This is a genomic window from Ensifer adhaerens, from assembly GCF_028993555.1.
GTDB classification, from domain to species: Bacteria; Pseudomonadota; Alphaproteobacteria; order Rhizobiales; family Rhizobiaceae; genus Ensifer; species Ensifer adhaerens_I.
The window spans coordinates 2653605-2674876 of sequence record NZ_CP118611.1; the positions used below are offsets into that span (position 1 = coordinate 2653605).

At 63.3% G+C, this 21272-nt stretch carries 16 protein-coding genes and 1 riboswitch; of the genes, 8 read left to right on the top strand and 8 right to left on the bottom strand.

Features of this window, described 5'->3' with window-relative positions; translation table 11 throughout:
* Positions 1 to 164: 164 nt before the first annotated feature.
* The 3 genes from PWG15_RS32150 to PWG15_RS32160 all read right to left on the bottom strand — a co-directional run bounded on the left by PWG15_RS32150 (position 165) and on the right by PWG15_RS32160 (position 7078).
* Entirely contained in the window at positions 165 to 1238 is a 1074-nt protein-coding gene (locus PWG15_RS32150; protein WP_275025678.1) for a glycoside hydrolase family 25 protein, read from the bottom strand.
* A 168-nt stretch (positions 1239 to 1406) separates the two neighbouring features.
* Complete coding sequence (locus PWG15_RS32155) at positions 1407 to 2966, bottom strand: B12-binding domain-containing radical SAM protein (RefSeq protein ID WP_275025679.1); 1560 nt, start codon at positions 2964 to 2966, stop codon at positions 1407 to 1409.
* Positions 2963 to 7078 carry an AAA family ATPase gene (locus PWG15_RS32160; RefSeq protein ID WP_275025680.1) on the bottom strand — a complete coding sequence of 1372 codons (4116 nt, stop codon included), beginning with the start codon at positions 7076 to 7078 and terminating at the stop codon, positions 2963 to 2965. The genes PWG15_RS32155 and PWG15_RS32160 overlap by 4 nt, the downstream gene beginning before the upstream one ends.
* 171 nt (positions 7079 to 7249) lie before the next feature.
* Between PWG15_RS32160 and PWG15_RS32165 the strand changes: the two genes are divergently transcribed.
* Positions 7250 to 8935, top strand: a complete 1686-nt coding sequence (locus PWG15_RS32165) for an amidohydrolase family protein (protein WP_275025681.1) — start codon at positions 7250 to 7252, stop codon at positions 8933 to 8935.
* A 33-nt stretch (positions 8936 to 8968) separates the two neighbouring features.
* On the opposite strand, the gene PWG15_RS32170 is transcribed toward PWG15_RS32165, so the two are convergent.
* The 4 genes from PWG15_RS32170 to thiO are packed head-to-tail and all read right to left on the bottom strand — an operon-like array spanning position 8969 to position 11513.
* Complete coding sequence (locus PWG15_RS32170) at positions 8969 to 9574, bottom strand: thiamine phosphate synthase (protein ID WP_275025682.1); 606 nt, start codon at positions 9572 to 9574, stop codon at positions 8969 to 8971.
* Positions 9571 to 10344 (bottom strand): thiazole synthase, encoded by a 774-nt coding sequence (locus PWG15_RS32175; RefSeq protein ID WP_275025683.1) that lies wholly within the window; start codon positions 10342 to 10344, stop codon positions 9571 to 9573. Before PWG15_RS32175 ends, PWG15_RS32170 begins: the two co-directional genes overlap by 4 nt.
* Before the next feature lie 3 nt (positions 10345 to 10347).
* Positions 10348 to 10545, bottom strand: coding sequence for a sulfur carrier protein ThiS (gene thiS / locus PWG15_RS32180; protein ID WP_275025684.1), 198 nt, complete (start codon positions 10543 to 10545; stop codon positions 10348 to 10350).
* Positions 10542 to 11513: a glycine oxidase ThiO gene (thiO, locus tag PWG15_RS32185; protein ID WP_275027290.1), complete on the bottom strand. Its 972-nt coding sequence runs from the start codon at positions 11511 to 11513 to the stop codon at positions 10542 to 10544. The genes thiS and thiO overlap by 4 nt, the downstream gene beginning before the upstream one ends.
* Before the next feature lie 159 nt (positions 11514 to 11672).
* Positions 11673 to 11793: riboswitch (TPP riboswitch) on the bottom strand.
* A 435-nt stretch (positions 11794 to 12228) separates the two neighbouring features.
* Between thiO and bioB the strand changes: the two genes are divergently transcribed.
* Genes bioB through PWG15_RS32210 form a run of 5 tightly spaced genes read left to right on the top strand, consistent with a single transcriptional unit; the run spans position 12229 to position 17288 of the window.
* Positions 12229 to 13260: a biotin synthase BioB gene (gene bioB, locus PWG15_RS32190; protein ID WP_275025685.1), complete on the top strand. Its 1032-nt coding sequence runs from the start codon at positions 12229 to 12231 to the stop codon at positions 13258 to 13260.
* Positions 13257 to 14402, top strand: coding sequence for an 8-amino-7-oxononanoate synthase (locus tag PWG15_RS32195; RefSeq protein ID WP_275025686.1), 1146 nt, complete (start codon positions 13257 to 13259; stop codon positions 14400 to 14402). Before bioB ends, PWG15_RS32195 begins: the two co-directional genes overlap by 4 nt.
* Positions 14399 to 15037, top strand: a complete 639-nt coding sequence (gene bioD, locus PWG15_RS32200; RefSeq protein WP_275025687.1) for a dethiobiotin synthase — start codon at positions 14399 to 14401, stop codon at positions 15035 to 15037. The genes PWG15_RS32195 and bioD overlap by 4 nt, the downstream gene beginning before the upstream one ends.
* The gene (locus tag PWG15_RS32205) at positions 15034 to 16302 is read left to right on the top strand and encodes an adenosylmethionine--8-amino-7-oxononanoate transaminase (RefSeq protein WP_275025688.1); all 1269 of its coding nucleotides are present in this window, start codon (positions 15034 to 15036) and stop codon (positions 16300 to 16302) included. Before bioD ends, PWG15_RS32205 begins: the two co-directional genes overlap by 4 nt.
* Positions 16299 to 17288: a 3-oxopimeloyl-[acyl-carrier-protein] synthase BioZ gene (locus PWG15_RS32210; protein WP_275025689.1), complete on the top strand. Its 990-nt coding sequence runs from the start codon at positions 16299 to 16301 to the stop codon at positions 17286 to 17288. The genes PWG15_RS32205 and PWG15_RS32210 overlap by 4 nt, the downstream gene beginning before the upstream one ends.
* Before the next feature lie 66 nt (positions 17289 to 17354).
* Here PWG15_RS32210 and PWG15_RS32215 read toward each other — a convergent pair whose 3' ends face one another.
* Complete coding sequence (locus PWG15_RS32215) at positions 17355 to 18356, bottom strand: LacI family DNA-binding transcriptional regulator (RefSeq protein ID WP_275025691.1); 1002 nt, start codon at positions 18354 to 18356, stop codon at positions 17355 to 17357.
* Between the two features lie 297 nt (positions 18357 to 18653).
* Between PWG15_RS32215 and PWG15_RS32220 the strand changes: the two genes are divergently transcribed.
* Together PWG15_RS32220 and PWG15_RS32225 are read left to right on the top strand one after the other, a co-directional pair.
* The gene (locus tag PWG15_RS32220; protein WP_275025692.1) at positions 18654 to 19586 is read left to right on the top strand and encodes a sugar ABC transporter substrate-binding protein; all 933 of its coding nucleotides are present in this window, start codon (positions 18654 to 18656) and stop codon (positions 19584 to 19586) included.
* Positions 19587 to 19705: 119 nt separating this feature from the next.
* Complete coding sequence (locus tag PWG15_RS32225; protein WP_275025694.1) at positions 19706 to 21271, top strand: sugar ABC transporter ATP-binding protein; 1566 nt, start codon at positions 19706 to 19708, stop codon at positions 21269 to 21271.
* The last annotated feature ends 1 nt before the right edge of the window (position 21272 follow it).

The window sequence follows — 21272 nt, forward strand, 5'->3', positions numbered from 1 at the left end:
CGTCGCAGTTGCCGGGGCTGACTATCGTGACCTCATGGTGCAACTACATATCTTTGTCCTTAAATCGAACTCGATTTGAGGACAAAGATATGCGGTAAATCAAAGTGCTACAGCGACCTTTCGCGTCTAGTAAGACGCGCGGCGCTGTAGGGTGTGGCCAAGCCTCAACTCGCCCGCGCTTCCAACCAGTCGTGCCAGTCGTCTTCGCTGCCATGGAAGACGTTGAGGTCGATCTTGCCATCGACGCCTTGCGACAGGCCCGAGCCCGAATACTGCCAGAACAGCCACTTGCGGTTCGGGTAGACGATGGACGGGTGCTGGGCGACTGCGCGCAGCCAGAACGGATACTGCTTGAACGCGCCTTGCAGGTTGTCTGCGTAAAAGTCCGGGGCGGTGTAGATGATCGGGCGCTGGCCGTAATGCGCCTCGAGCTTGTCCATGAAGACCTGCATCTTCTCGCGCACGCGTTCGGGCGACAGGCGCCGCTTGCAGCTGGATTCGCCGTTGTATTCGACGTCGATGACAGGCGGCAGCGCGCCGGGCTCGCGCGGAACGTTGCGGATGAACCAGTCGGCCTGCTCGCCGGCGGTGCGGCACCAGTAGAAGAAGTGATAGGCACCGCGGCGCATCCCGGCCGCCTTGGCGGCGCGCCAGTTCTTCTTGAACATCGGGTCGAGGTGGTCGCCGCCGTCCGTCGCCTTGATGAATGCGAAGTTGGCCCCTTGAGTGCGCAGCTTCGCCCAGTCGATCTCGCCCTGCCAGCGTGAGACATCGACGCCGTGAACGGCCATCTTGCGTGGATTTTTGGCGCGGCCGAAGTTGATCGGCTTGGCGTCGCGGAAACGGTGACCGTAGATCCGCGAACGCCCCTGCGGCATCGCCTGAGTCACCGGATTGTCCGGCGCGACGAAGGCGACCGGGCGCGCGCCCGGAACGGGCGTGGCGAGCGTCGTCGTTGTCGTCGTGGTATTGGCCGCGGGGGCGAAGGCTTCCGGTTCCGGAACCGGTCCGGCCCAGGCGAGCATTTCCTGCGGCGGTGCGGATTGGACGTTCTGCGACGGCGTTGCCTGCGCGACCTTTGCGCCGACATTGGCGGCGGGTACCGGCGCGGCCGAAAGCACGACGGAACTGGTCGTTTCGCGCGAGGGCCGCGGTGCGATCGTGTCCAGGCTCGAACTGGAAGAGCAGCCAGAAACAAGGCCGGCAAAGATGATTGCGGTCGCAGCTGAAAGACGCATGGGCACCCGTACGCAAAACAAGGTCGACGGCAGTCGCCGGCCGACAGGTGTGAAATAGCTAACGGAAGCTTACCCAAAAAGTTTGAATCCAATCTTACCAAGCCGACCCAACTTCATGCACTGGAGGTTGCAATCAGGGGGCAGATTGACGCAGGCACGGGCACGCTTTCAACCAGAGCTATATTCGGCGCCGAGGCTCGTTCGTTGCCGCTGGCTGGTCCGAAATTCGAGATTGCGACCAATGGTCTCGTCAAGCGCACCGGAGGCGTCGGTGATCATCGTTGGCGCAAAATGCGAGCGGAAGTCTTCGGCGACCTGGAAGGCCGGCGTGTAGAGCGGTCCGAGTGGCTGGGTGGTCGTGACGTAGGTGAGATTGTCGTCGCTGCCCGAACGCGTCGGAAGACCGTGGCGATGCATGACCGAGGGAAGCGCGAGGCGCAGGCTGTTGGCCAGCAGATGGACCATCTGCCGGCCCGAAAGCGAGCGGCGGTAGTTGCGGTAGAAGCCCAGGCAATGGCGCAGGATGCGAGTGCGGTTGCCGTCGAGACGCGAGAGCTTGCGCGCAAACAAGGCGACATCGTCAAGGTTGTCGAGCGGACGGGTCATGAGCGTGAAGCCATCCATGTCGCGCAGTTTGGCGGAAGGAAGGAACCGGCCCTCGGCGGCGCATTCGTCAAACAGGGGGGTGCCCAAAAGCGGGATCGTCAGGCTCAGAAAGGCTGGCAGCGGCATTCTGCTCTCGCCGGTAATGAAAGCGAGTTCGTCCTGCATCGCCTGCATTGTCTGCGACGACGGATCGAACATTAGCCCGTACTGGAAGGCGACGCCGGCTTCGAGGCAGGTCTGAATGGCTTCCAATTGAGGCACCACGAGGTTCTGTTTCTTCTGGTAGCGCTTCAACTGCGCTTCGTTCAGCGTCTCGACACCACTGAAGAGGCCGAGACAGCCGGCCGCGCGCACCGCTTCGAGATTGTCGGGATCGCGAAAAAAATCTCCGGTGACGAGCGCAATCCACCCCTGAAACAGCCCCTCTTTCCAAAGCGAGCGGATCAGCTCGAGCTTGGCGTAAAAGGCATCCCTGCTGTTGCCGTAGAAGTTGTTGTCGATGAACAGCACGTATTTCCTGGCCGGGACATTGCGCAATTGCGCTTCAATATAGCCAAGGTCATAGCTGAGATAGCGCCGGCTTTCGGCCGTGAGCGCACAGAAGCTGCATTTGAAGTTGCAGTAGCGGCTCGTCTCGACATAGCTGACCGGGCCACCCCAGCCGGCGAGGTCGAAGCGCGGCAGGATCGTCTCGGAGACGGCCCATTCGCCAAAGACCTCCTTGATGACCGCCTGCATCTCCTCGACGTCGCCGTCGCAGGCGTAGTCGAAGGTTTCGGCGCTCGAAACTGGCAGGTTACGGACGACCGGCCCGCCGGCGACGATGACGCAGCCAGGCGATTTCGTGCGGGCATAGGCGGTCAGGTGGCGCATCCGGTCGAAGGCGGCGGTGACGCCGGTCAGCACCAGCATGTCGAGTTCCGCGAAGGCCGCCTCGTCGACGAGCGGCCCGTCGTGAAATTCGCTGTAGGCGCGGAGGCTTACCCGATCGCGCGCAAAGGCGCCTGCCAGGAACAGGTGGCCGGTACCCTGCGGGATGAAATCGGGACGACCTTCCGGATTTCTGGTTTCGTCGAAATGGGCAAGCACGATCAGGACGCGAGGCACTCGAAGCTGATTCATGCATGACCTCCCTCGAACGCAACAATCGGGACATGGGTCGAAAACTCGGCCGGATCGAGCTGGAGGACCTCGCTCCAGGTGTTTTGGCGAACAGCGAACATCGTTTCCAGTGCCTGCCACGCCGCGGCATCTTTCGGCCCTGCCGGGTGGTGCAGCGAGGCAAGCGCCACGGCCGGCATCTCCAATTGTATCGCCTCGGCGAAGGCGTATCGCGCCACCCGCTCGGCGCGTCGCTGCTGGCCGTGATGCAGGAGAAGGGTCGCTTCGCCGAGCGCTGCAGCCGGGCGACCGATCGGGTAGACGCGCGCGAACCGCTCGAGCTTTCGCAGGACGAGCTGTGCAGCTGCCGGGTCCCCGCCCTCCGTGCTGCTCGCGACGTCAAACAGCCGGGCAAGTGCCGGAAGCGTCCGTGTCTTCATCGCCGGGTTGAGCGTATGGCACCAGGCGAGTGCGCGCTCGAACCAGGCTTTTGCTTCGCGCGTGTCGCCCTGCCGTTGAGCGGCTTCCGCCAGAAGCGATGCGCCCTCGATACAGTGCACGAGTTCCAGTCCGTCGGCCTTTACTGTGATGATCTGCCTGAGTTCATCGAGGTCGGCTTCGATGGCGGCCCATCGGCCCAGCGCCGCATGGCCCCTGAGCCGGCCGAGCAGGCCGCAGCCAAGAACCTGGGTGTCGCCGCGCCTGCGGCCCTCTTCGCAGATCCGCTGAACCAGGATCTCCCAGGGGGCGATGCCCTCGAAAGCGGAGGTCAGCAGCCAGGGACCGGAAATCGTCTCGAGGCCGACTGCCACTTCGCACCAACGCCTTAAGTCGCCGACGGTCGAGGCATTGTTGAGGCCGGCCTCGAACGCCTGCTTGCCCTCACGCCAATGGCCGATGCCGATTTGGTACATGCCCGACAGAAGGTCGACGCGCACGCGCGTTCCCAGCTGATCCACACGCTCCGAAAGCGCGGCCGCCAGCCGGCTGTAGTGCTCGGCCTGTTTGTGAAGTGGGATCACGCCACATATGGCGCCGAGGCTCGCGTAGTTGGTGGCGGTCGTCGGCGAAACATATTTGTTTCTTTCGGCAAGGTTCGTCGCCCGAAGCGTCGCATGGATCAACCGCAGCTTCTCGCTGGTGAAGTAGTAGATCCGCGTCAGGTCCTCATGTGCCTTTGCGGCGAGAAGGAATGGGTCGGACGGTGACCGCGAGATCTCGCGTTCCAGAATCCAGTCCTTGTCCCCATGGGTCACGCGACGCCACACCTGTTCGGCAAGGTCGAGAACGAGATGCAGCGCGAGGCCGGCCGATGTGCGCGGAAGCGGCAGGCCGGAAAGCCGAAGGCCTTCTTCGTAGGCATGCCTCGCAGCCTCGGCGCGGCCGAGATTGAGACTAGCCTCCCCGAGCAGGAAACAGGCGGCTGCCCGTCGGGCAGGCGTGATCGCGATCGAGAGCTCGTGCGCAGTCTTGAAAAAGCGCTCGATCAGGTCGACCACTGCGGCATTGTCGAACTGGCGCAGACGCAACTCGGCGACACGATCCAGATAGTTGAACGCCAGCGCTGCATCTCCAGCGCGCTCCCAATGGCTCAGGATGCGCGGCAGGTTTTCCGCGTTGTCGGGTTGTTTGCTTTCCTCCATCGCCTGGGCGATGGCGCGATGCGCCTCCCGGCGCTGTTCCGACAGCATGCTGTCGTAGATGGCCTGACGGATGACGGCATGGCTGAATGTGAAGCGGCCTGGACGGTCGTCCATGGGCTTGACCAGGTGGGCCGCCTGCAGCCGATCGATGCTTGCCTCGATATTCAAGGCGGACTTCCTGATCGGCGGAAGCGCCTGGAGTTCGGCGGCGGAAAAGGTCGCGCCCATGGCGCTTGCGATCTTCAGGAGAGCCTGGAGTTCGGCCGGAAGCTGGTCGGTTCGTGCGATCACGGTGACCTTTGCCGTATTGAGCAAGGTCGCTTCGTTCGAACGGGTTTCGGCAAGCGACAGCGGTGCCTGGGTTTCTGCAGCCTTCGGCAATCGCCGTTCGCCGATCATACGGCAGATTTCGCGTATGAGCAGCGGGTTTCCGGCCGACTGGGCATAGACCGCTTCGCAGAAACCGTCTGCCGGGGAACTGCCGCCGATCGACGCGCGCACGAGTGAAATCGTGCCCTCGAAGTCGAGCGGCAAGAGATCAAGTGTCTGGGCGCCATTGTGGTGTTGTCCGGTCCACCGCGTCATGTCCTGTTGCGTCCTGGCCGTTCGGGTTGAGACAACGACCGGGATCGGTGCCGTTCCGGAAACCAGGCGGCCGAGCAACTGACCGGATGCCTCGTCCAGCCAGTGGATGTCCTCGAGCACCACGAGGCCACGCCCCCAGGAAAGGCTGTCAGCCATGAGGTCGCGCAGCAATTCACGCAGACGGTGGGACCGCCCGTCGCCTGACATTGCCCGGGTCTCGACCGTGTCTGCCAAGGTGAGGTGGATGGCATCGTTCAGCAGTGGCGCCAGATGTGCGAGGTCCGGTCGATGGTCGAAGAACTGCACTACCTGATCCGAGGCTTCGGCACCACGCAGGTCGCCGATGCCGAGCAGGTCGCGGATTACGCCGCGCCAGGCAAAATAGGGCACGTCGCTTTCGATATCGTCGGCATTACCGACCAGAACCTGGCTGCCATTGTCACGGCAGTTTTCGACGAAGGCGCGAAGCAGCGCCGATTTGCCAACGCCGGATTCGCCTTTGACGATCATCACGCCGGCGGCCTGCCCCCTGCCGGCGCGCTCGACATAGGCGTTGAGTGCCGCCAGTTCAGCGGCCCGGTTGAAAAGAATGGGGGATTTGTTGTCGATCGTCGCGACCGTTTCGGCAATCGGCGCGAAGGCGACCACGCCACCGCGCATGCCGGGCACCGCGAGTTTCCAGGGACCGGAAAAAGCGATATGGCCGGCAGTCTCCTTCGCCGTCGCCTGGTCGACGAGAATGCGGCCCGCCGCAACGCTCGCCAGCCGGGAGGCCATGTTCACGGCAGCGCCGACGACAGTATAGTCGGCACGATGGATCGTGCCGAGCGCGCCGCAGAAACTCTCGCCGGTCGAGATGCCGGCCGACAGACCGAGGTCCGGTTCGTCGAGTTCGCTCGACAGGCGCAGGGCAGCGATGATCGCCCGGCGCGCATTGTCCGCATGTTTCTTGCCGGGCAGGCCGAAGACGGCGAAGACCTCAAGCCCGCCCGAGTGAAGCGCCGTGTGCAGGATCTCTCCGCCGGGGCGGCCAACGACGGCAATCGACCGGGCTATGAGCTTGTTCAGCCGGTCAAGATCCGTATCGAGATCGCGCCCGACGATATGCACGAAAAGCGCGGTCACGGTTCTGAGGTCTGCGAGCCATTCCGAAAGCGGTGAAAGTAGGCGGCTGCGCAGCGAAAGGGGCAAATAGGCCTCAAGCCGGTCGGTTGCGGTGCCCGGCTGAGTGCCGGGCGCTTCCTTCGTGGTCGAGCAGGGCTCGATGCTATCGAGGCGCGCGGTCCCTTCCCGGTTTGGTCCTCCTTTGGCGCGCTTGCCGACCAATTGCCACACGGCATCGGAGACCAGAATTTCGCCGGCATCGCTCAGTTGTCCGCAATGATCGGCCTGGGCCATGCAGTCGCCGCCGACGATCAGCCAACGCTGGTCGACGCGCGGCAGCAGATGCAGCAGCGTTATGGCGCCCGCACCGACGGCGATGCGCAGTTGAAGCGCATCTTCGGGGGTGCCCGGCCCGCCGATTTGCTCACGGATCCGTTCGGCGCAGTAACAGCTGCGCCAGGCGGTCTGTTCGAGTTCTTCAGGTGAAGGCGCCCGCCAGCCGGCGATCAGGCTGTCGCCGGCGAAGCTCAAGACCGTGCCGCCATGCTCCTCGATGTGGTTGATGAGTTCGCCCATGAAGGCATTCAGAAGCAGGCTGACACGCTCGGCGCCGCCGGCGCGGTCGCTTTCGGACCATTTGGCGGTCAGGCGCGTGAAGCCGGAAATATCGGCGAATAGCAGTGAGCCGAGGAAGTCTTCCCGTGCGGGGGCAGCCGATTCCGTCGCTGCCGGGGAGGACCATTGGACAAGGGCTCCGGACAGGTAACGTTGGAACTCATATTTGCCGGCGCCACCAACCACGCAAAATTCTCCCCAAGATTTTAGAGTAACACGCCTCCTGTCTCACTGAAAGTCGACTCGCGCTGATCTACGGAACACCAGTAACGGCAAGTAAATAGCTGTTTCGCGAGGCTTTCGGACGGAGTAATGTTTCCCCGATTGTTCGAGGGGGTCTCGTAACAGGAGGGGACGATGGGGGTCGACTGGGTTGGTCCGGTTGCCGCCGTGACGCGCCGCGATGTCTTGCGGCTGGTTTCGGCGGGCGTGCTTGCAAATGTGCTTTCCGGATGCCGGCATCTGCCTTCGCCGGGCGCCTGCAGCCTCAGTCACCCGATCATCGACGTCCATTGCCATTTCTTCAACGCGGCCGATGTGCCGGTGGATGGACTGGTTCGCTACGTGGCGTTGCGGGAGAAGATGCCGGAGAAAAGGCTCTCCTCGAACGCTGCGGAGGCGAAGGGGCTGGAAAATGCCCTGGTGGTCTTTCTCGTGACAGCACTTGGCGATGTCGCGCCCAAAGCCAAGCATGAACTCGCCGTCCTGAAAAAAGGAGCGCGGCGCCTTTCCGACGCCGAGCTCGCGCGGCGCAAGGACGAGCAATTGCGCGTCGCGGTAAGGGATCTGATCGCGCGCGCAGGCGAGCAACGCTCGACGTTTTCGCGGCGCAGTGTCGGCGAATCCCCTGACTATGACGGCTTGCTGCGCCAGCTCGGCGGAGCGCCCGAACTGCCGCAGACATTCCAGCGGCGTTCGGGCGGCGGCGTGAGTGAAGCGGATGTCGATACCGTCGCCACAGCCGCAAAAGCGCACGACCAGATCGGCACCTATCTTTCCTTCGTCCGGCTGATGCAGGACTATCGGGAGAATCTGGCGGAGGCCTATATCAAGATCTTCGCGTCCAAATGCCGGCTCTCGCTGATTACGCCGAGCATCCTGGACTTCGATAAATCGCTCCACGGGACATCATCGCCACAGCGCGACCAGGTCGATGTCATGGACGAGGTCCAGCAGATCGTCACCAGGAAGCACGGCATCCGCATGCACAGCTTCGTCGGCTTCGATCCGCATCGGGAAGCGCAGAGGCCGGGTTCGTCGCTGGCAAATGTCCAATATGCGATCATGGAAAAGGGCTTCATCGGCGTCAAGATCTACCCGCCGATGGGTTTCAAGGCCTGGGGCAATGCGGACCCGGCGATCGATGCCGCGCTGAAGCGGCTTTATGTCTGGTGCCGTGACCACGACGTGCCGATCATGGCCCATGCGGAAAACAGCATCGGCGCCGGCTGCGGCTATGGTAATCTGGCAAGCCCTGCCTATTGGAAGAAGCTGCTCGACACGAACCAATATGACGAGCTGCGGATCAACCTGGCGCATTTCGGTGCCTTCGACGAAGTCATACGCCCGGGCGCGCCGACGGGCGTGATGGTCTCCTGTGCCCAGGACAAGTTTTCCGGGCCGCCGACCTGGGAAGAGATCATTGGCAGGACGATCGATCACGAGCGCCGCCCGAACCTGTTTGCGGATCTGAGCTATCTCAGCGAACTGGTCAGCAGCGACGACAAGAATCTTCACGCTCAGATCCGGCAACTGCTGGACAAATGGCTTGATGACTACGACCCGGACGCCCGCCATCTCATGTTCGGGACCGACTGGTCGATGATGGCGCTGGAGAAGGATTACAACGCCTATGTCTCAAGGATTGCCGAGCAACTGACGCTGGCAAGCGTCAGTGATGAGCATCAGCAAAACATCTTCTGGAGGAATGCGTCCCGTTTTCTCGGTCTCGACCGGCCGGGCAAAACGCGCGACCGGCTCACCGCCTATTGCGACAAGCACGGTTTGGGTTCGGCCTGGCTCTCCGAACTGGCGATTGCCTGAGACAAAGCCGCAGCGTCGACGATCGCGTCCCGATCAGCGCCACGGCGCAGTGCGCGCAATCCACTCCCGCGTCCGCCCCTCGGGATCGGCATTCAGGGTGATATCGGTGACGACGGCGGCGCTGTCGGCGCCATGTTCGAAGACGCCGGCGATCCGCTCAATGTTGAGGCCGCCGATCGCAACGAGAGGCAACGCTCCGACGCGTTTCCGCCAGGCAGCGAGCTGCGGCAACCCTTGCGGATCCCATTTCATCTGCTTCAGGATCGTCGGATAGATCGGTCCGAGCGCGACGTAGTCGGGGCTGGCGGAAAGGGCTGTCTCCAGCTCTGCTTCGTCGTGGGTGCTGAGGCCGAGTTTCAGGCCGGAAGCGCGGATTGCGGCAAGATCCGCATCCGCGAGATCCTCCTGGCCGAGATGGACGAAATCGCAGCCTTCCTCGATCGCAAGGCGCCAGTAATCGTTGACGATGAGCTGGCAGCCATGACGATCACAGGTCGCCTTGGCGGCGCGGATCTCGTCGCGGAGTTCTGTTTCCGGACGATCCTTGATGCGAAGCTGCACCAGTTTGACGCCGAGCGGTACCAGCCGCTCGATCCATCGGGCACTGTCGACGATGAGATAGAAGGGATCGAGTTTCATGCGAACACCGCCTTTCCGATGACGGGCGTGGAGGGAACGGCAAAGTCGCGCGGTTCGAGCATGCCGGCCTTAAAGGCGTCACGTCCGGCATCGATTGCGCCAGCGAAGGCGGCGGCCATGAGGGCCGGCTTCGCCGCCCCGGCGACGGCGGTATTGAGCAGAACCGCGTCAAAACCGAGTTCCATCACCGTCGTTGCGTGTGACGGCCGGCCGATGCCGGCATCGACGATCAGTGGCATGTCGGCAAACTCCGCCCGCATGGCTCGCAACGCGGGAATGTTCTGCGGCCCCATGGCACTGCCGATCGGCGCGCACCAGGGCATCAGCACCTTGCACCCGGCTTCGACGAGACGTTCGCCGACCACGAGATCGTCGGTCGTATAGGGAAAGACCTCGAAGCCTTCGGCGCAGAGAATGCGTGCTGCCTCGACCAGCCCGAACACGTCGGGCTGAAGCGTGTCATGGTGGCCGATGACTTCGAGCTTGATCCAGTTGGTGCCGAAGACCTCGCGTGCCATCTTGGCCGTCAGCACCGCCTCCGACACCGAGTGGCAGCCGGCGGTGTTCGGCAATACGTGCACGCCGAGCGACCGGATCAGTTCGAAGAAGGCACCGCCCTGACGGCCGCCGGCAGTTTCGCGACGCAGCGAGACCGTGACGATCTCGGTTGCCGATGAACGAACCGCGTCTTCAAGCGCGGCAGGCGAGGGGTAACGGGCGGTGCCCAGAAGCAGGCGAGAGCGCAGTTCCTGTCCGTAAAGTCTCAGCATGTCTCAGCCTCCTTTCATCGGTGAGAGAATTTCGATCCGGTCGCGATCGTTGAGGGAATGGGTCGAGCGGTCGGCCCGGTGCACCAACTCGCCATTGACGGCGGTGGCAAGCCAGTCGCCTTCGAAGTCGAGTGCGGCTAGAAGCTCGGCAAGGGTCGCGACTGCGAGGTCGTGATCCTCGCCGTTGACGGTCAATTTCATGCGGCGTCTCCCTTCAGGTTCCGGGCAAGGGCAATGCCCGCCGCCTCCTCGGCCAAGGCCGGCGAAAGCAGAAAGCCGTGGCGGTAGAGCCCGTTGAGCGTGATCGTGTTTCCAGCACGAATGATGCGCGGCAGATTGTTGGCAAAGGCCGGCCGGACGCCGGTCCCGGTTTCAAGCAGCCGCGCCTCGCCGAAGGCAGGGTGAAGCGCATAGGCGGCGTTCAGCAATTCCATCAGCGAACGGGCGGTGATCGGGCCGCCGTCGTCGGTTTCGACCATGGTCGCCCCGCACATGAAGAGGCCGTTGCCGCGCGGCACGATGTAGAGCGGGATGCGCGGATGGATGAGACGGACTGGCCGCGACAATTCCACTTCGCCGGTCTGCAAATAGAGCATCTCGCCGCGCACTCCGCGCAAACCGGCGATGGTGCCGATGCGCGAAGCGCCGCTACAGTCGGCGATCAGATCGCTGTCGCCGTTGCTATCCGCCTCGTCGATGAAGGTTGCGCCGTGCTCGACGAGTTTTTGGCGCAGCAAGGCAATCGCTCGACGAGGGTCGAGATGCGCCTCGCCGGGGAAGAACAACGCTTCTCGGAAGCGCCCGGCAAGCGCCGGCTCCAACCTCGCGATCGCTTCCCCATCGAGCCATTCAAAGCCGGAGGTACGCGAAGCGAAGCGTTTGAGTTCGCCGGCGTCTCGCGGCGGGGCGACGACGAGCGTGCCGTTGCGCGACACTTCACCCGGAAGCGTGCGGTCCCACCAGTCGATGGCGCCGATGCCGCGCGTCAGCACCGTTTCCTCGGCGCTCTCGCGTTCACACCAGGGCGCAAGCATGCCGCCGGCAAACCACGAGGCCGCTCCGCCAAAACCCGGCTGCCGCTCGGCAATGACCACCTCGACGCCGTGGCCTATCAGCTCATGCGCCAAGGTCAGCCCGACGACGCCGGCGCCTTTGATCAGGACGCGCAAGGTCATCGCGCCCAGCCGTGGCGAGCCGAAAGTCGGCCCGAAAGAAGCAAAGTTGCGATGATGATACGCATTGCCGAGGCTCCATTGTTGGAGACCCAATTCGAGCCCGGAAGGGAAGGAAGGACGCCTTGCCGGGTAGCTCGCGCGAACGCGAATGCGGCAGCGATGTCTGCACCGTCCCTACGCCAGTATGAACTGGATCAGGTTCAACGGGTCACTGCGCCGCGGAAACCGCATAGCAGAATCTCAGCCCCTTGCCGGGACACCCCTGGTGAATGCGTCAAACTGAGCGGCTGGACCGGATTTTGTCAAGAGCTGCGATTGCTACCGCGTGTTGGCGCTTCGGGCTGAAAATTATCTATAAAATTTAGAATGACTGCGCCGTGTTGTGTTTCATGGTGCCGATTGGTGACCTCCTCGGTAGTGGCGGGGCGGGTTGCGGACGGCTAAATGCGCCGGAAAACGGAATGCTCAGTGTCTCTCGGGGTGAGTATTAGCCGATGGCGAAGGTACGACAAGTCACAGAAAGTGTTGGCTTTTTTGCTCTGTTGGTGCGGAGGTTGCCCTTCGTTCACTTGCGTCGTCGCTCGCAGTGATTGCAGCAACTCTGACGTCTCTCCTCTTGGGTGGTTGTCTGATCGCGCTCTTGAAGAAATTATAGATAATATTGCATTCTATCTATTTTTGTTTGCTGCCAAGAGGGGAATGAACGCGCATGCAGAACGTAAACAGTTCAATCGAGCCGCACCCGGCTGAAGCAAAACGTACAGAGACCGGATGGGATCAGACCGAAGCGCAAAAAATCTATAATTTGCCGTTCAACGACCTCCTGTATCGCGCGCAGTCCGTTCATCGCGCGCAGTTCGACCCCAACGCCATCCAGATGAGCCGCCTGCTCTCGATCAAGACCGGCGGCTGCGCCGAGGACTGCGGCTATTGCAGCCAGTCGGCGCATTACCCGACCGGGCTGAAGGCGTCGAAGCTGATGGAAGTCGAACGGGTTCTTGCAGAAGCACGCAAGGCAAGGGATGGCGGCGCGACGCGCTATTGCATGGGCGCCGCCTGGCGCAGCCCGAAGGAGCGCGACATGGAGGCGATCGTCGCCATGGTGCGCGGTGTGCGGGCGCTCGGCATGGAGACCTGCATGACGCTCGGCATGCTGACGCCGGACCAATCCGAGCGGCTCGCAGACGCGGGGCTCGATTACTACAACCACAATGTCGATACCTCGGAGCGCTTCTACGGCGAGATCATCACCACGCGAAGCTTTGCCGACCGGCTGGAGACGCTGGCGAACGTCCGCGACGCCGGCATCAAGGTCTGCGCCGGTGGCATCTTGGGCATGGGCGAGACGGCCAACGACCGGATATCGATGCTGGTCACGCTTGCCAATCTGCCTGTGCCCCCCGAGAGCGTGCCGATCAACATGCTGATCCCGATCCCGGGCTCGAAGCTTGCCGATGCGGCGCCGGTCGATCCGATCGATTTCGTCCGCACGATCGCGCTGGCGCGCATTCTGATGCCGCAATCGCATGTCCGCCTATCGGCTGGCCGCACCGACATGAGCGACGAGATGCAAGCGCTCTGTTTCTTTGCCGGCGCCAATTCGATCTTCGTCGGCGAGACGCTCTTGACCGCGGACAATCCCGGCGAGGATCACGATGCGGCGCTGTTCCGCCGCCTCGGGCTGAAGCCGATGGCACTTTCGGCCGAACAAGCGACGGCAAATCAGGATGCGGCTGAATGACCGCGAGCCTCTTTGCTCGCTACGAGAGGACGATTTCCGGCCTCGAACGCAAGGGGCGCCGACGCGAGCTTGTCGGGGCCAATGGCGTGGATTTCACCTCTAACGACTATCTGGCGCTCGCCGGATCACCGCGCCTGAAGGCGGCAATTGCCGCAGCGATCGAGCGCGGCGTGCCGGTTGGATCCGGCGGGTCGCGGCTGTTGCGCGGCAATCATGCGCAGCACGAGGCGCTGGAAGCGGAGGCGGCCGCTTTCTTTGGTACGGAGCGAACGCTGTTCTTCGGCAGCGGCTATGCGGCCAATGCTGCCTTGTTCTCGACGCTGCCGCAGCGCGACGACATTATCGTCCACGATGCGCTGATCCATGCGAGTGCACATGAGGGTATCGCCGCTAGCAGGGCCGGCGCGATTGCGGTCAGGCACAACGACGTCGACGCCTTTGCCGATGCGATCGGCACGTGGCGCAAGCACGGCGGCATGGGGCATCCATGGATTGCCGTCGAAAGCCTCTATTCCATGGATGGCGACCGGGCGCCGCTTGCGGACCTCGCCGGCCTCGCCGACCGGCATGATGGTTTTCTGGTCATCGACGAGGCGCACGCGACCGGCGTTTTCGGAGCCTGTGGCCGCGGTCTGTCGGCGGACCTGGACGGTCGCGAAAATGTCGTCGTGCTGCACACCTGCGGCAAGGCGCTCGGCGTTTCCGGCTCTCTCCTTGGAGCAAACGCCGTGCTTTGCGACTATCTCGTCAACCGTGCCCGCAACTTCATCTATTCCACGGCGCCGTCGCCGCTCATTGCCGCTGCGGTCCGCGAGGCTCTTGAGACACTTGTGGATGAGCCCCAGCGCCGAGCAGCATTCGATGATCTCCGGAGCTTCGCCAATCGGGCACTTACCGAAACCCTCGGCATCGAAGGCAGCGGCTCGCAGATCCTTCCCGTCCCGGTCGGCGACAACGCTCGCGCCATGCGGATTGCCGCGCGGATGCGCGCCGAAGGTTTCGACGTCAGGGCAATCCGTCCGCCGACCGTTCCCGAAGGGACTGCGCGGCTTCGGGTCGCGATCACGTTGAATGTCGACCGGCCGACGATCGTGCGCATGCTGGAGTGCTTGAAGGTTGCAATGGCGGAGGAGCGGCCATGATGCCCCGCTTCGTCGTCACCGGCACGGACACCGGCATCGGCAAGACCATATTCGCCGCGGCGCTGACCGACGCGCTTTCCGGCTGCTACTGGAAGCCGGTGCAGTCGGGGCTCGAGGAAGAGACCGACAGCGAGGCCGTAGCGCGGTACGGTGAGATACCATCCGAGCGCATCCTGCCTGAGACCTATCGGCTGAGGACGCCGGCTTCACCACATCTGTCGGCGCGGATCGACGGGGTGTCGATCGTTCCGGAACGCCTCTCACCGCCTGCGGTGAACCGGCCGCTGGTCATCGAGGGGGCAGGTGGGCTTTTGGTGCCGCTCACCGAGCGGACGGTCTTTGCCGATGTCTTCGCGCGCTGGCAGATCCCGGTGATCCTCTGCGCCCGCACCGAACTCGGCACGATCAACCATACGCTGCTGTCGCTCGAAGCACTGCGAAGCCGAGCGATCCCGGTCCTGGGCGTCGCTTTCATCGGCGACGAGCACGCCGATAGCGAGGCGACCATCGCTGCGTTGGGCGCGGTCCGGCGCCTGGGACGGCTACCTCGGCTCGATCCGTTGACGCCGGAACGGCTGCGGAAGGCATTCCGCGAAAATTTCAACGTCGCCGATTTCCTGGAGGTGCCGGCATGAGAACGTCCGCAGTCTGGTATCCCTTCACCCAGCATGGCCTGGAGCCGGCGATGCGACGCGTCGCCCGGACCGAGGGCGCCTATCTCATCGATGAGGATGGCGCGCCGATCCTCGATGCGATTTCGTCCTGGTGGGTCATCACCCACGGCCACCGCCACCCCACCATCATGGAGGCGATCCGCAAGGCAACGGAGACACATGATCAGATCATCTTTGCCGAATACACTCATGCGCCGGCGGAGGAACTGGCGCGTGGCCTGATCGAGATCGCGCCGCAGGGGCTCGCCCATGTGTTCTATTCCGACAGCGGCTCGACTGCGGTCGAAGTCGCGCTGAAGATGGCGCTGGGCTTCTTCCACAATCTCGGCCGGCCGCGGGGCCGCATCTGTGTGCTCGAGCATGGCTATCACGGCGATACGATCGGCACGATGTCCGCGGGGGAAAGGGGCGTCTTCAATGCGCCTTACGCGCCGCTGCTCTTTGCCGTCGACCGGCTGCCGTTTCCGGAGCCGGGTCGCGAACAGGAGACCCTCGATGCCTTCGAGGTACTCTGCTCGTCCGGCAATGTCGCAGCCCTGCTGATCGAGCCCTTGCTTCTCGGCGCGGGCGGCATGAAGACCTACCCGGCTTCCGTGCTTGCCGAGTTGAAACGGATCGCCGAACGACACGGCAGCCTGTTGATCGCCGACGAGGTGATGACCGGATGGGGACGAGCGGGCAGTCTCTTTGCTTGCGAGCAGGCTGGCATCACGCCCGATATTCTGTGCACGTCGAAGGGGCTGACCGGCGGCGCGCTGCCCCTGGCTGCAACGCTCTGCACGGCCGAGATTTTCGAGGCACATCTTTCGACAGATCGACGCAAGACCTTCTTTCATTCGAGTTCCTATACGGCGAACCCGATCGCCTGTGCTGCGGCACTTGCCAATCTCGCTGTCTGGAAGGGAGAGCCGGTGCGGGAACGTATCGACGCGCTCACCCAATGGCAGCGTCGGCACATCGCCCGGTTTGCCGACGATCGACGCTTCAGCGATACCCGCCAGCTCGGAACGATTGCTGCCCTCGATCTCAAGGTTCCAGCGGGCGGCTATCTCTCCGAAGCCGGCCCGCGGCTCAGGGCCTTCTTCCGCGAGCGCCGCCTGCTGATCCGCCCGCTCGGCAATGTCATCTATCTGATGCCGCCCTATTGCGTGACCGCCGATGAACTCGACCGGGCCTACGGCGCAATCGACGAGGCGGCATCACTTTTCGCGGCGGGGCGGCTGTGAGCGGCGCGCGGTCATCCCACCTTGTCGGCTTCGGCCATGCGGTGCCGGTGCGGCGTGTCGCGAATGCCGAGATCGAAGCGAAGCTCGGCCTCGAAGCCGGCTGGATCGAGCGTCGCACCGGCATTCGCGAGCGGCGTTGGGTTAAGGATGGCGAGACGTTGACGGGACTCGCGGCGATCGCCGGTGCCGCGGCGCTCGATGATGCCGACATGCGTCGGGACGATATCGCCCTGACCTTGCTCGCGACCTCCACGCCTGATCATCTGCTGCCGCCCTCCGCACCTTTGCTTGCCCACCGTCTCGGGCTCGCCCGTTCCGGTGCGATCGATCTGGCGGGTGCGTGCTCGGGATTTCTCTATGCGCTGACGCTCGCCGACGGCTTTGTCCGTTCGCAGGGAAAGCCGGTATTGGTGGTGGCTGCCAACATTCTCAGCCGGCGCATCAATCCGGCGGAAAGGGCAAGCGCCGTTCTCTTCGCCGATGCGGCGGGTGCCGTCGTCGTCGCGCCTTCCGATGATCCGCAGACCGGTTTGCTCGGCGTTGATCTTGCCGCCGACGGCAGCCGCTACGACCTGATCTCGATCGCCGCCGGCGGCAGCAGCCAACCGTTCTCACCGGACCTGCGGCCCGATGACTTCCTGATGACGATGCGCGACGGGCGGGAGATGTTCGCCCAGGCGGTGGAGATGATGACAGCCTGTGCCGGCCGTGCGCTGGATGCTGCAGGCTGCATTCCCCAAGCGGTCAGCCGCTTCGTGCCGCATCAGGCCAATGCCCGGATCTTTGACGCCGTTTGCGATCGCCTTGCCATCGCGCCGACAAAAACCGTGCGCACCATCGCGGATTACGGTAACTCGTCCGCCGCAACCATCCCGCTGTCATTATCGCTGGCGCGAGAAGAGCGGCCGTTCGCCCGCGGGGAGAAGTTGCTGTTGACCGCAGCGGGCGCCGGGCTTACCGGAGGCGCAGTCGTACTTGGCTTCTAGTCTGGTCCGGCGGGACGCGCGTGTAATGCGCGCAATTTTCACGGCCTCATTTGGGCACGCTCGCGGTCAGGGCGTCCCGGGCGCTGCGCAGGATCCGCGGCGCATCAGGACCGGCTGCAGTTTGTACTCCTCCTGCAGCGCGTGGCTGCCGAGCACGCCCTCCAGCGCCAGCCGTGCGATCTCGTCGATCGGCTGGCGGATCGTCGTCAGGCGCGGCAGCACCAGTGATGCGAGCGGGATGTCGTCGAAGCCGACGATCGACAGATCGGTCGGCACGCGCACGCCCATGTCGCCGGCGGCGCGCAGGAGGCCGATCGCCTGCTGATCGCTCGCAGTGGCAATCGCCGTCGGGCGCGTTGCTTCCGGCTGTGTCAGCATTTGCTTACCGAGCTCTTCGCCCGAGCGGTAGTCGAAGTGACCTTCGACAACTTGCGGTGCGACGTATTCGCCCGGATGGGTCGCGCGGAATTCCTCGAGCCGTTGCTTGAAGCCATCGCGGCGTTCGCCCGACACTTCGGTCGAACGCGGTCCGCTGATATAGCCGAGCCGGCGGTGGCCGAGCGCGAGCAGATGGTCGGCGGCCAGATAGCCACCCTGCCGGTTGTCGACGGCAACGAGTGCATGCCCGCTCAAGGGCCGGTCGACGGTTACCGTCCGCGTGCCGGCGACAAGCCCGTCGACGAGACTGTTGCTGACGGGCACGAGGATCAGCCCGGCGGGCAGGCGCCCGAGCAATGTCTCGATCTGCTGCCTTTCCGCTTCCGGGTCGTCATGGGTGTTGGCGAGCAGGACCGAATACCCTTCGGCCGAAGCAAGCATCTCGACGTGTTTGGCAAGCTCTGCGAAGAAGGGATTGGTGATATCGGGCACAACGAGCCCGATGATGTCGGTCTTGGCGAGCCTGAGACTGCGGCCGAGGATGTTCGGGCGGTAGCCGATCGCCTCGATCGTCGCTTCCACCTTCTTGCGTATGTCTTCGCTGACCGTCTTGTTCTTGGCAAGGACGCGCGAAACCGTACCGACGGAGACACCGGCACGCTGGGCAACATCCTTGATCGTCGGGTTCAAGCGGAGACTCCAATCCTTTTTCTGCATCGGCTGCAGTCAGAAATCATGCAGCAGAACAAGGCGTTATCACAAGCCCCCGGAGTTTTGGGTGGCGGCTGGCTTCTTCCTCTTAAATCAGAGAAAGCCGATAGCAGAAAGCGACTTCCAGCACAAATTTCACAATGATGAAACGTTTCATATTGACAGCGGTGAGATGTTTCGCTCTTCTTGGCGGCAGAAGCGGCTCATTTGCGTCTAAGCGATGAAACGTTTCATTGGTGGTTGGAGGACCATCTTTTTTTCACCGGAGGAGAACCCATGAAGCTTTCACGACTCGCATCCATCGTCGCGCTCACCGTTGCCACTGCACTGCCGACGATCGCCATGGCTGCCGACAAGCCCGTCGTCGGCCTCGTCATGAAGTCGCTTGCCAACGACTTCTTCAAGAACATGCTCGAAGGCGCTGAAGCGCATGCCAAGAAGCGCGGCGACTACGAGCTCAAGGCCATCGGCATGCAGAACGAGACCGACTTCGAGAGCCAGCTGAACGGCGTAGAGAACTTCATAACCCAGGGCGTCGATGCGATCGTCATTGCGCCAGCCGATTCCCGCGCAATGGTGGCGCCGCTGAAGAAGGCGATGGATGCCGGCATCGTCGTCGTCAACTTTGACGTTTCGCTGGATGAGCAGGCAAAGAAGGACGCAGGCGTCGACCTTGCCTTCGTCGGCCCGGATAACCGTGGCGGTGCCAAGTTGGTGGGCGATGCACTCGCCAAGGATTTGGGCGCCGGTGGCAAGGTCGTGATCCTTGAAGGCAATCCCGGCGCCGACAACGCGGCGCAGCGCAAACTCGGTTTTGAAGACGCAATCGCCGCCGGCAAGCTCGACCTGCTCGACTCCCGCACCGCCCATTGGGAAACGGAAGAGGCAAACGCCGTCTTCTCGACGATGCTGACGGCCCATCCCGATGTTCAAGGTGTGCTTGCCGCCAACGATTCCATGGCGATCGGCGTGGTCAAGGCACTGGATGCGGCCGGCCGCAGCGACATCAAGGTCGTTGGCTTCGACAATGTGCCGGCGGTCGCGCCCATGCTGAAGGACGGCAAGCTTCTCGCGACCGTCGACCAGTTCGGCTCGGAGATGGCGGCCAACGCAATCGACAAGGCGCTTGCAGTCGTTGCCGGCGGCCCCAAGCTCGAAGGCTGGGTCAAGACCGATATCAAGCTCGTGACCAAGGACGACGTGAAGTAGCCCCTAGCCGACTTCCAACCGCGCCGGGCGATGCCCGGTGCGGCTTAGGCAAGAGGCAGCGGTCTTGGCGAAGCGAAGAGCTTATGTCTCAGGCTGCCTGATTTTCAAAGGGCTGCATCATGATCAATATGGAAACTGTGCGCGCGGAAGCGGGCGGCGTTTCGACGCCGCCGGTTCTGGAACTGCACGACGTGAAGAAGGCCTTCGGCGGCACCAAGGCGCTGAACGGTGTCAGTCTGTCCGTTCAGCCGGGCGAAGTGCACGGCCTGATCGGCGAGAACGGTGCCGGCAAATCGACACTGATCAAGGTTCTCTGCGGCATCGTCCGTCCGGACGAAGGCGCGCTCAACCTTGCCGGACGGCCCTATGCGCCGGCCACGCCGCGAGAGGCCAAGGCCAACGGCCTGCAGGTCGTGCACCAGGAATTCAACCTGCTGCCCTATCTGTCAGTGGCGGAAAACATCTTCATCGAACATCTGCCGCGCAATGCCTTCGGTGTTGTCAGGCGGCAGGAGATGCATACCGGCGCGCGCGCCGCGCTCGATGCCATCGGCCTCAGCGATATCGACGTGCGCTGGCCGGTCGAGCGGCTCGGTATCGCCCATCGCCAGCTCGTCGAAGTTGCCCGCGCGTTGATGACCGAAAGCCGCATCCTGATCCTCGACGAGCCGACGGCAACGCTGACGTCGCGCGAGACCGAGCGGCTGTTCAAGATCATCAACGACCTTCGCAGTCGTGGCGTTTCGATCGTCTTTGTGTCGCATCATCTCGACGAGGTCTTCCGCATCTGCGACCGGGTGACGGTGCTGCGTAATGGCGAGACGGTGTTCTCGCGCCCGATTGCCGAGACCAGCCAGGACGAACTGGTCCGCGCCATGGTCGGCAAGAAGCTGCAGCAGCAGATGGCGAGCGAGATGGTCTCGCTGGCGCGGCCGGAAGAAGCGCTGTCGCTCGTCAATTTTCGCCATCCGCAATCCCCCCATGCCGACGGCATCTCGCTGCATTTGCACAAGGGCGAAATCCTGGGGATCGCCGGCCTCGTCGGTTCCGGACGCACGGAGCTTTTGCGCGCGATCGCGGCAGCGGAGCTGCCGCTTTCCGGTGCGCTTCGCCTTGAAGGCAGCCCCGTTTCCTTCCGCTCGCCGCGCGAGGCGATCAATGCCGGTATCGGTTTCGTCACAGAAGATCGCAAGGAAGAGGGGTTGATCCTCAGCATGCCGATCGCGGCCAATGTGACGCTCGCATCGCTTTCGGACGTTTCGCGTGCCGGCATCCTCGACAAGAAGGCGGAGATTGCGGTGACCGAGCGACTCGGTGCCGAACTCAAGCTGAAATACGGCGGGCCCGATAAAAATGCCGCGACGCTTTCCGGCGGCAACCAGCAGAAGGTGGTGCTTGCCAAATGGCTGGCGCGCAATCCGAAGGTGCTGCTTCTCGACGAGCCGACCCGCGGCGTCGATGTCGGCGCCAAGGCCGAGATCTATGCGCTGATCCGCCAGTTTGCCGAACGCGGTCTGGCGCTCCTGATCGTCTCCTCCGAACTGCCGGAACTGATGACCCTATCGGATCGCATCCTCGTAATGGCGCAGCACCGCGTCGTCGGCGAGCTGGCGCGGTCGGAATTCTCTGAAGAACGTATCCTGCAATACGCCTACCAGGGCGAGCAGCAACAGGCGAGGCAGTAAG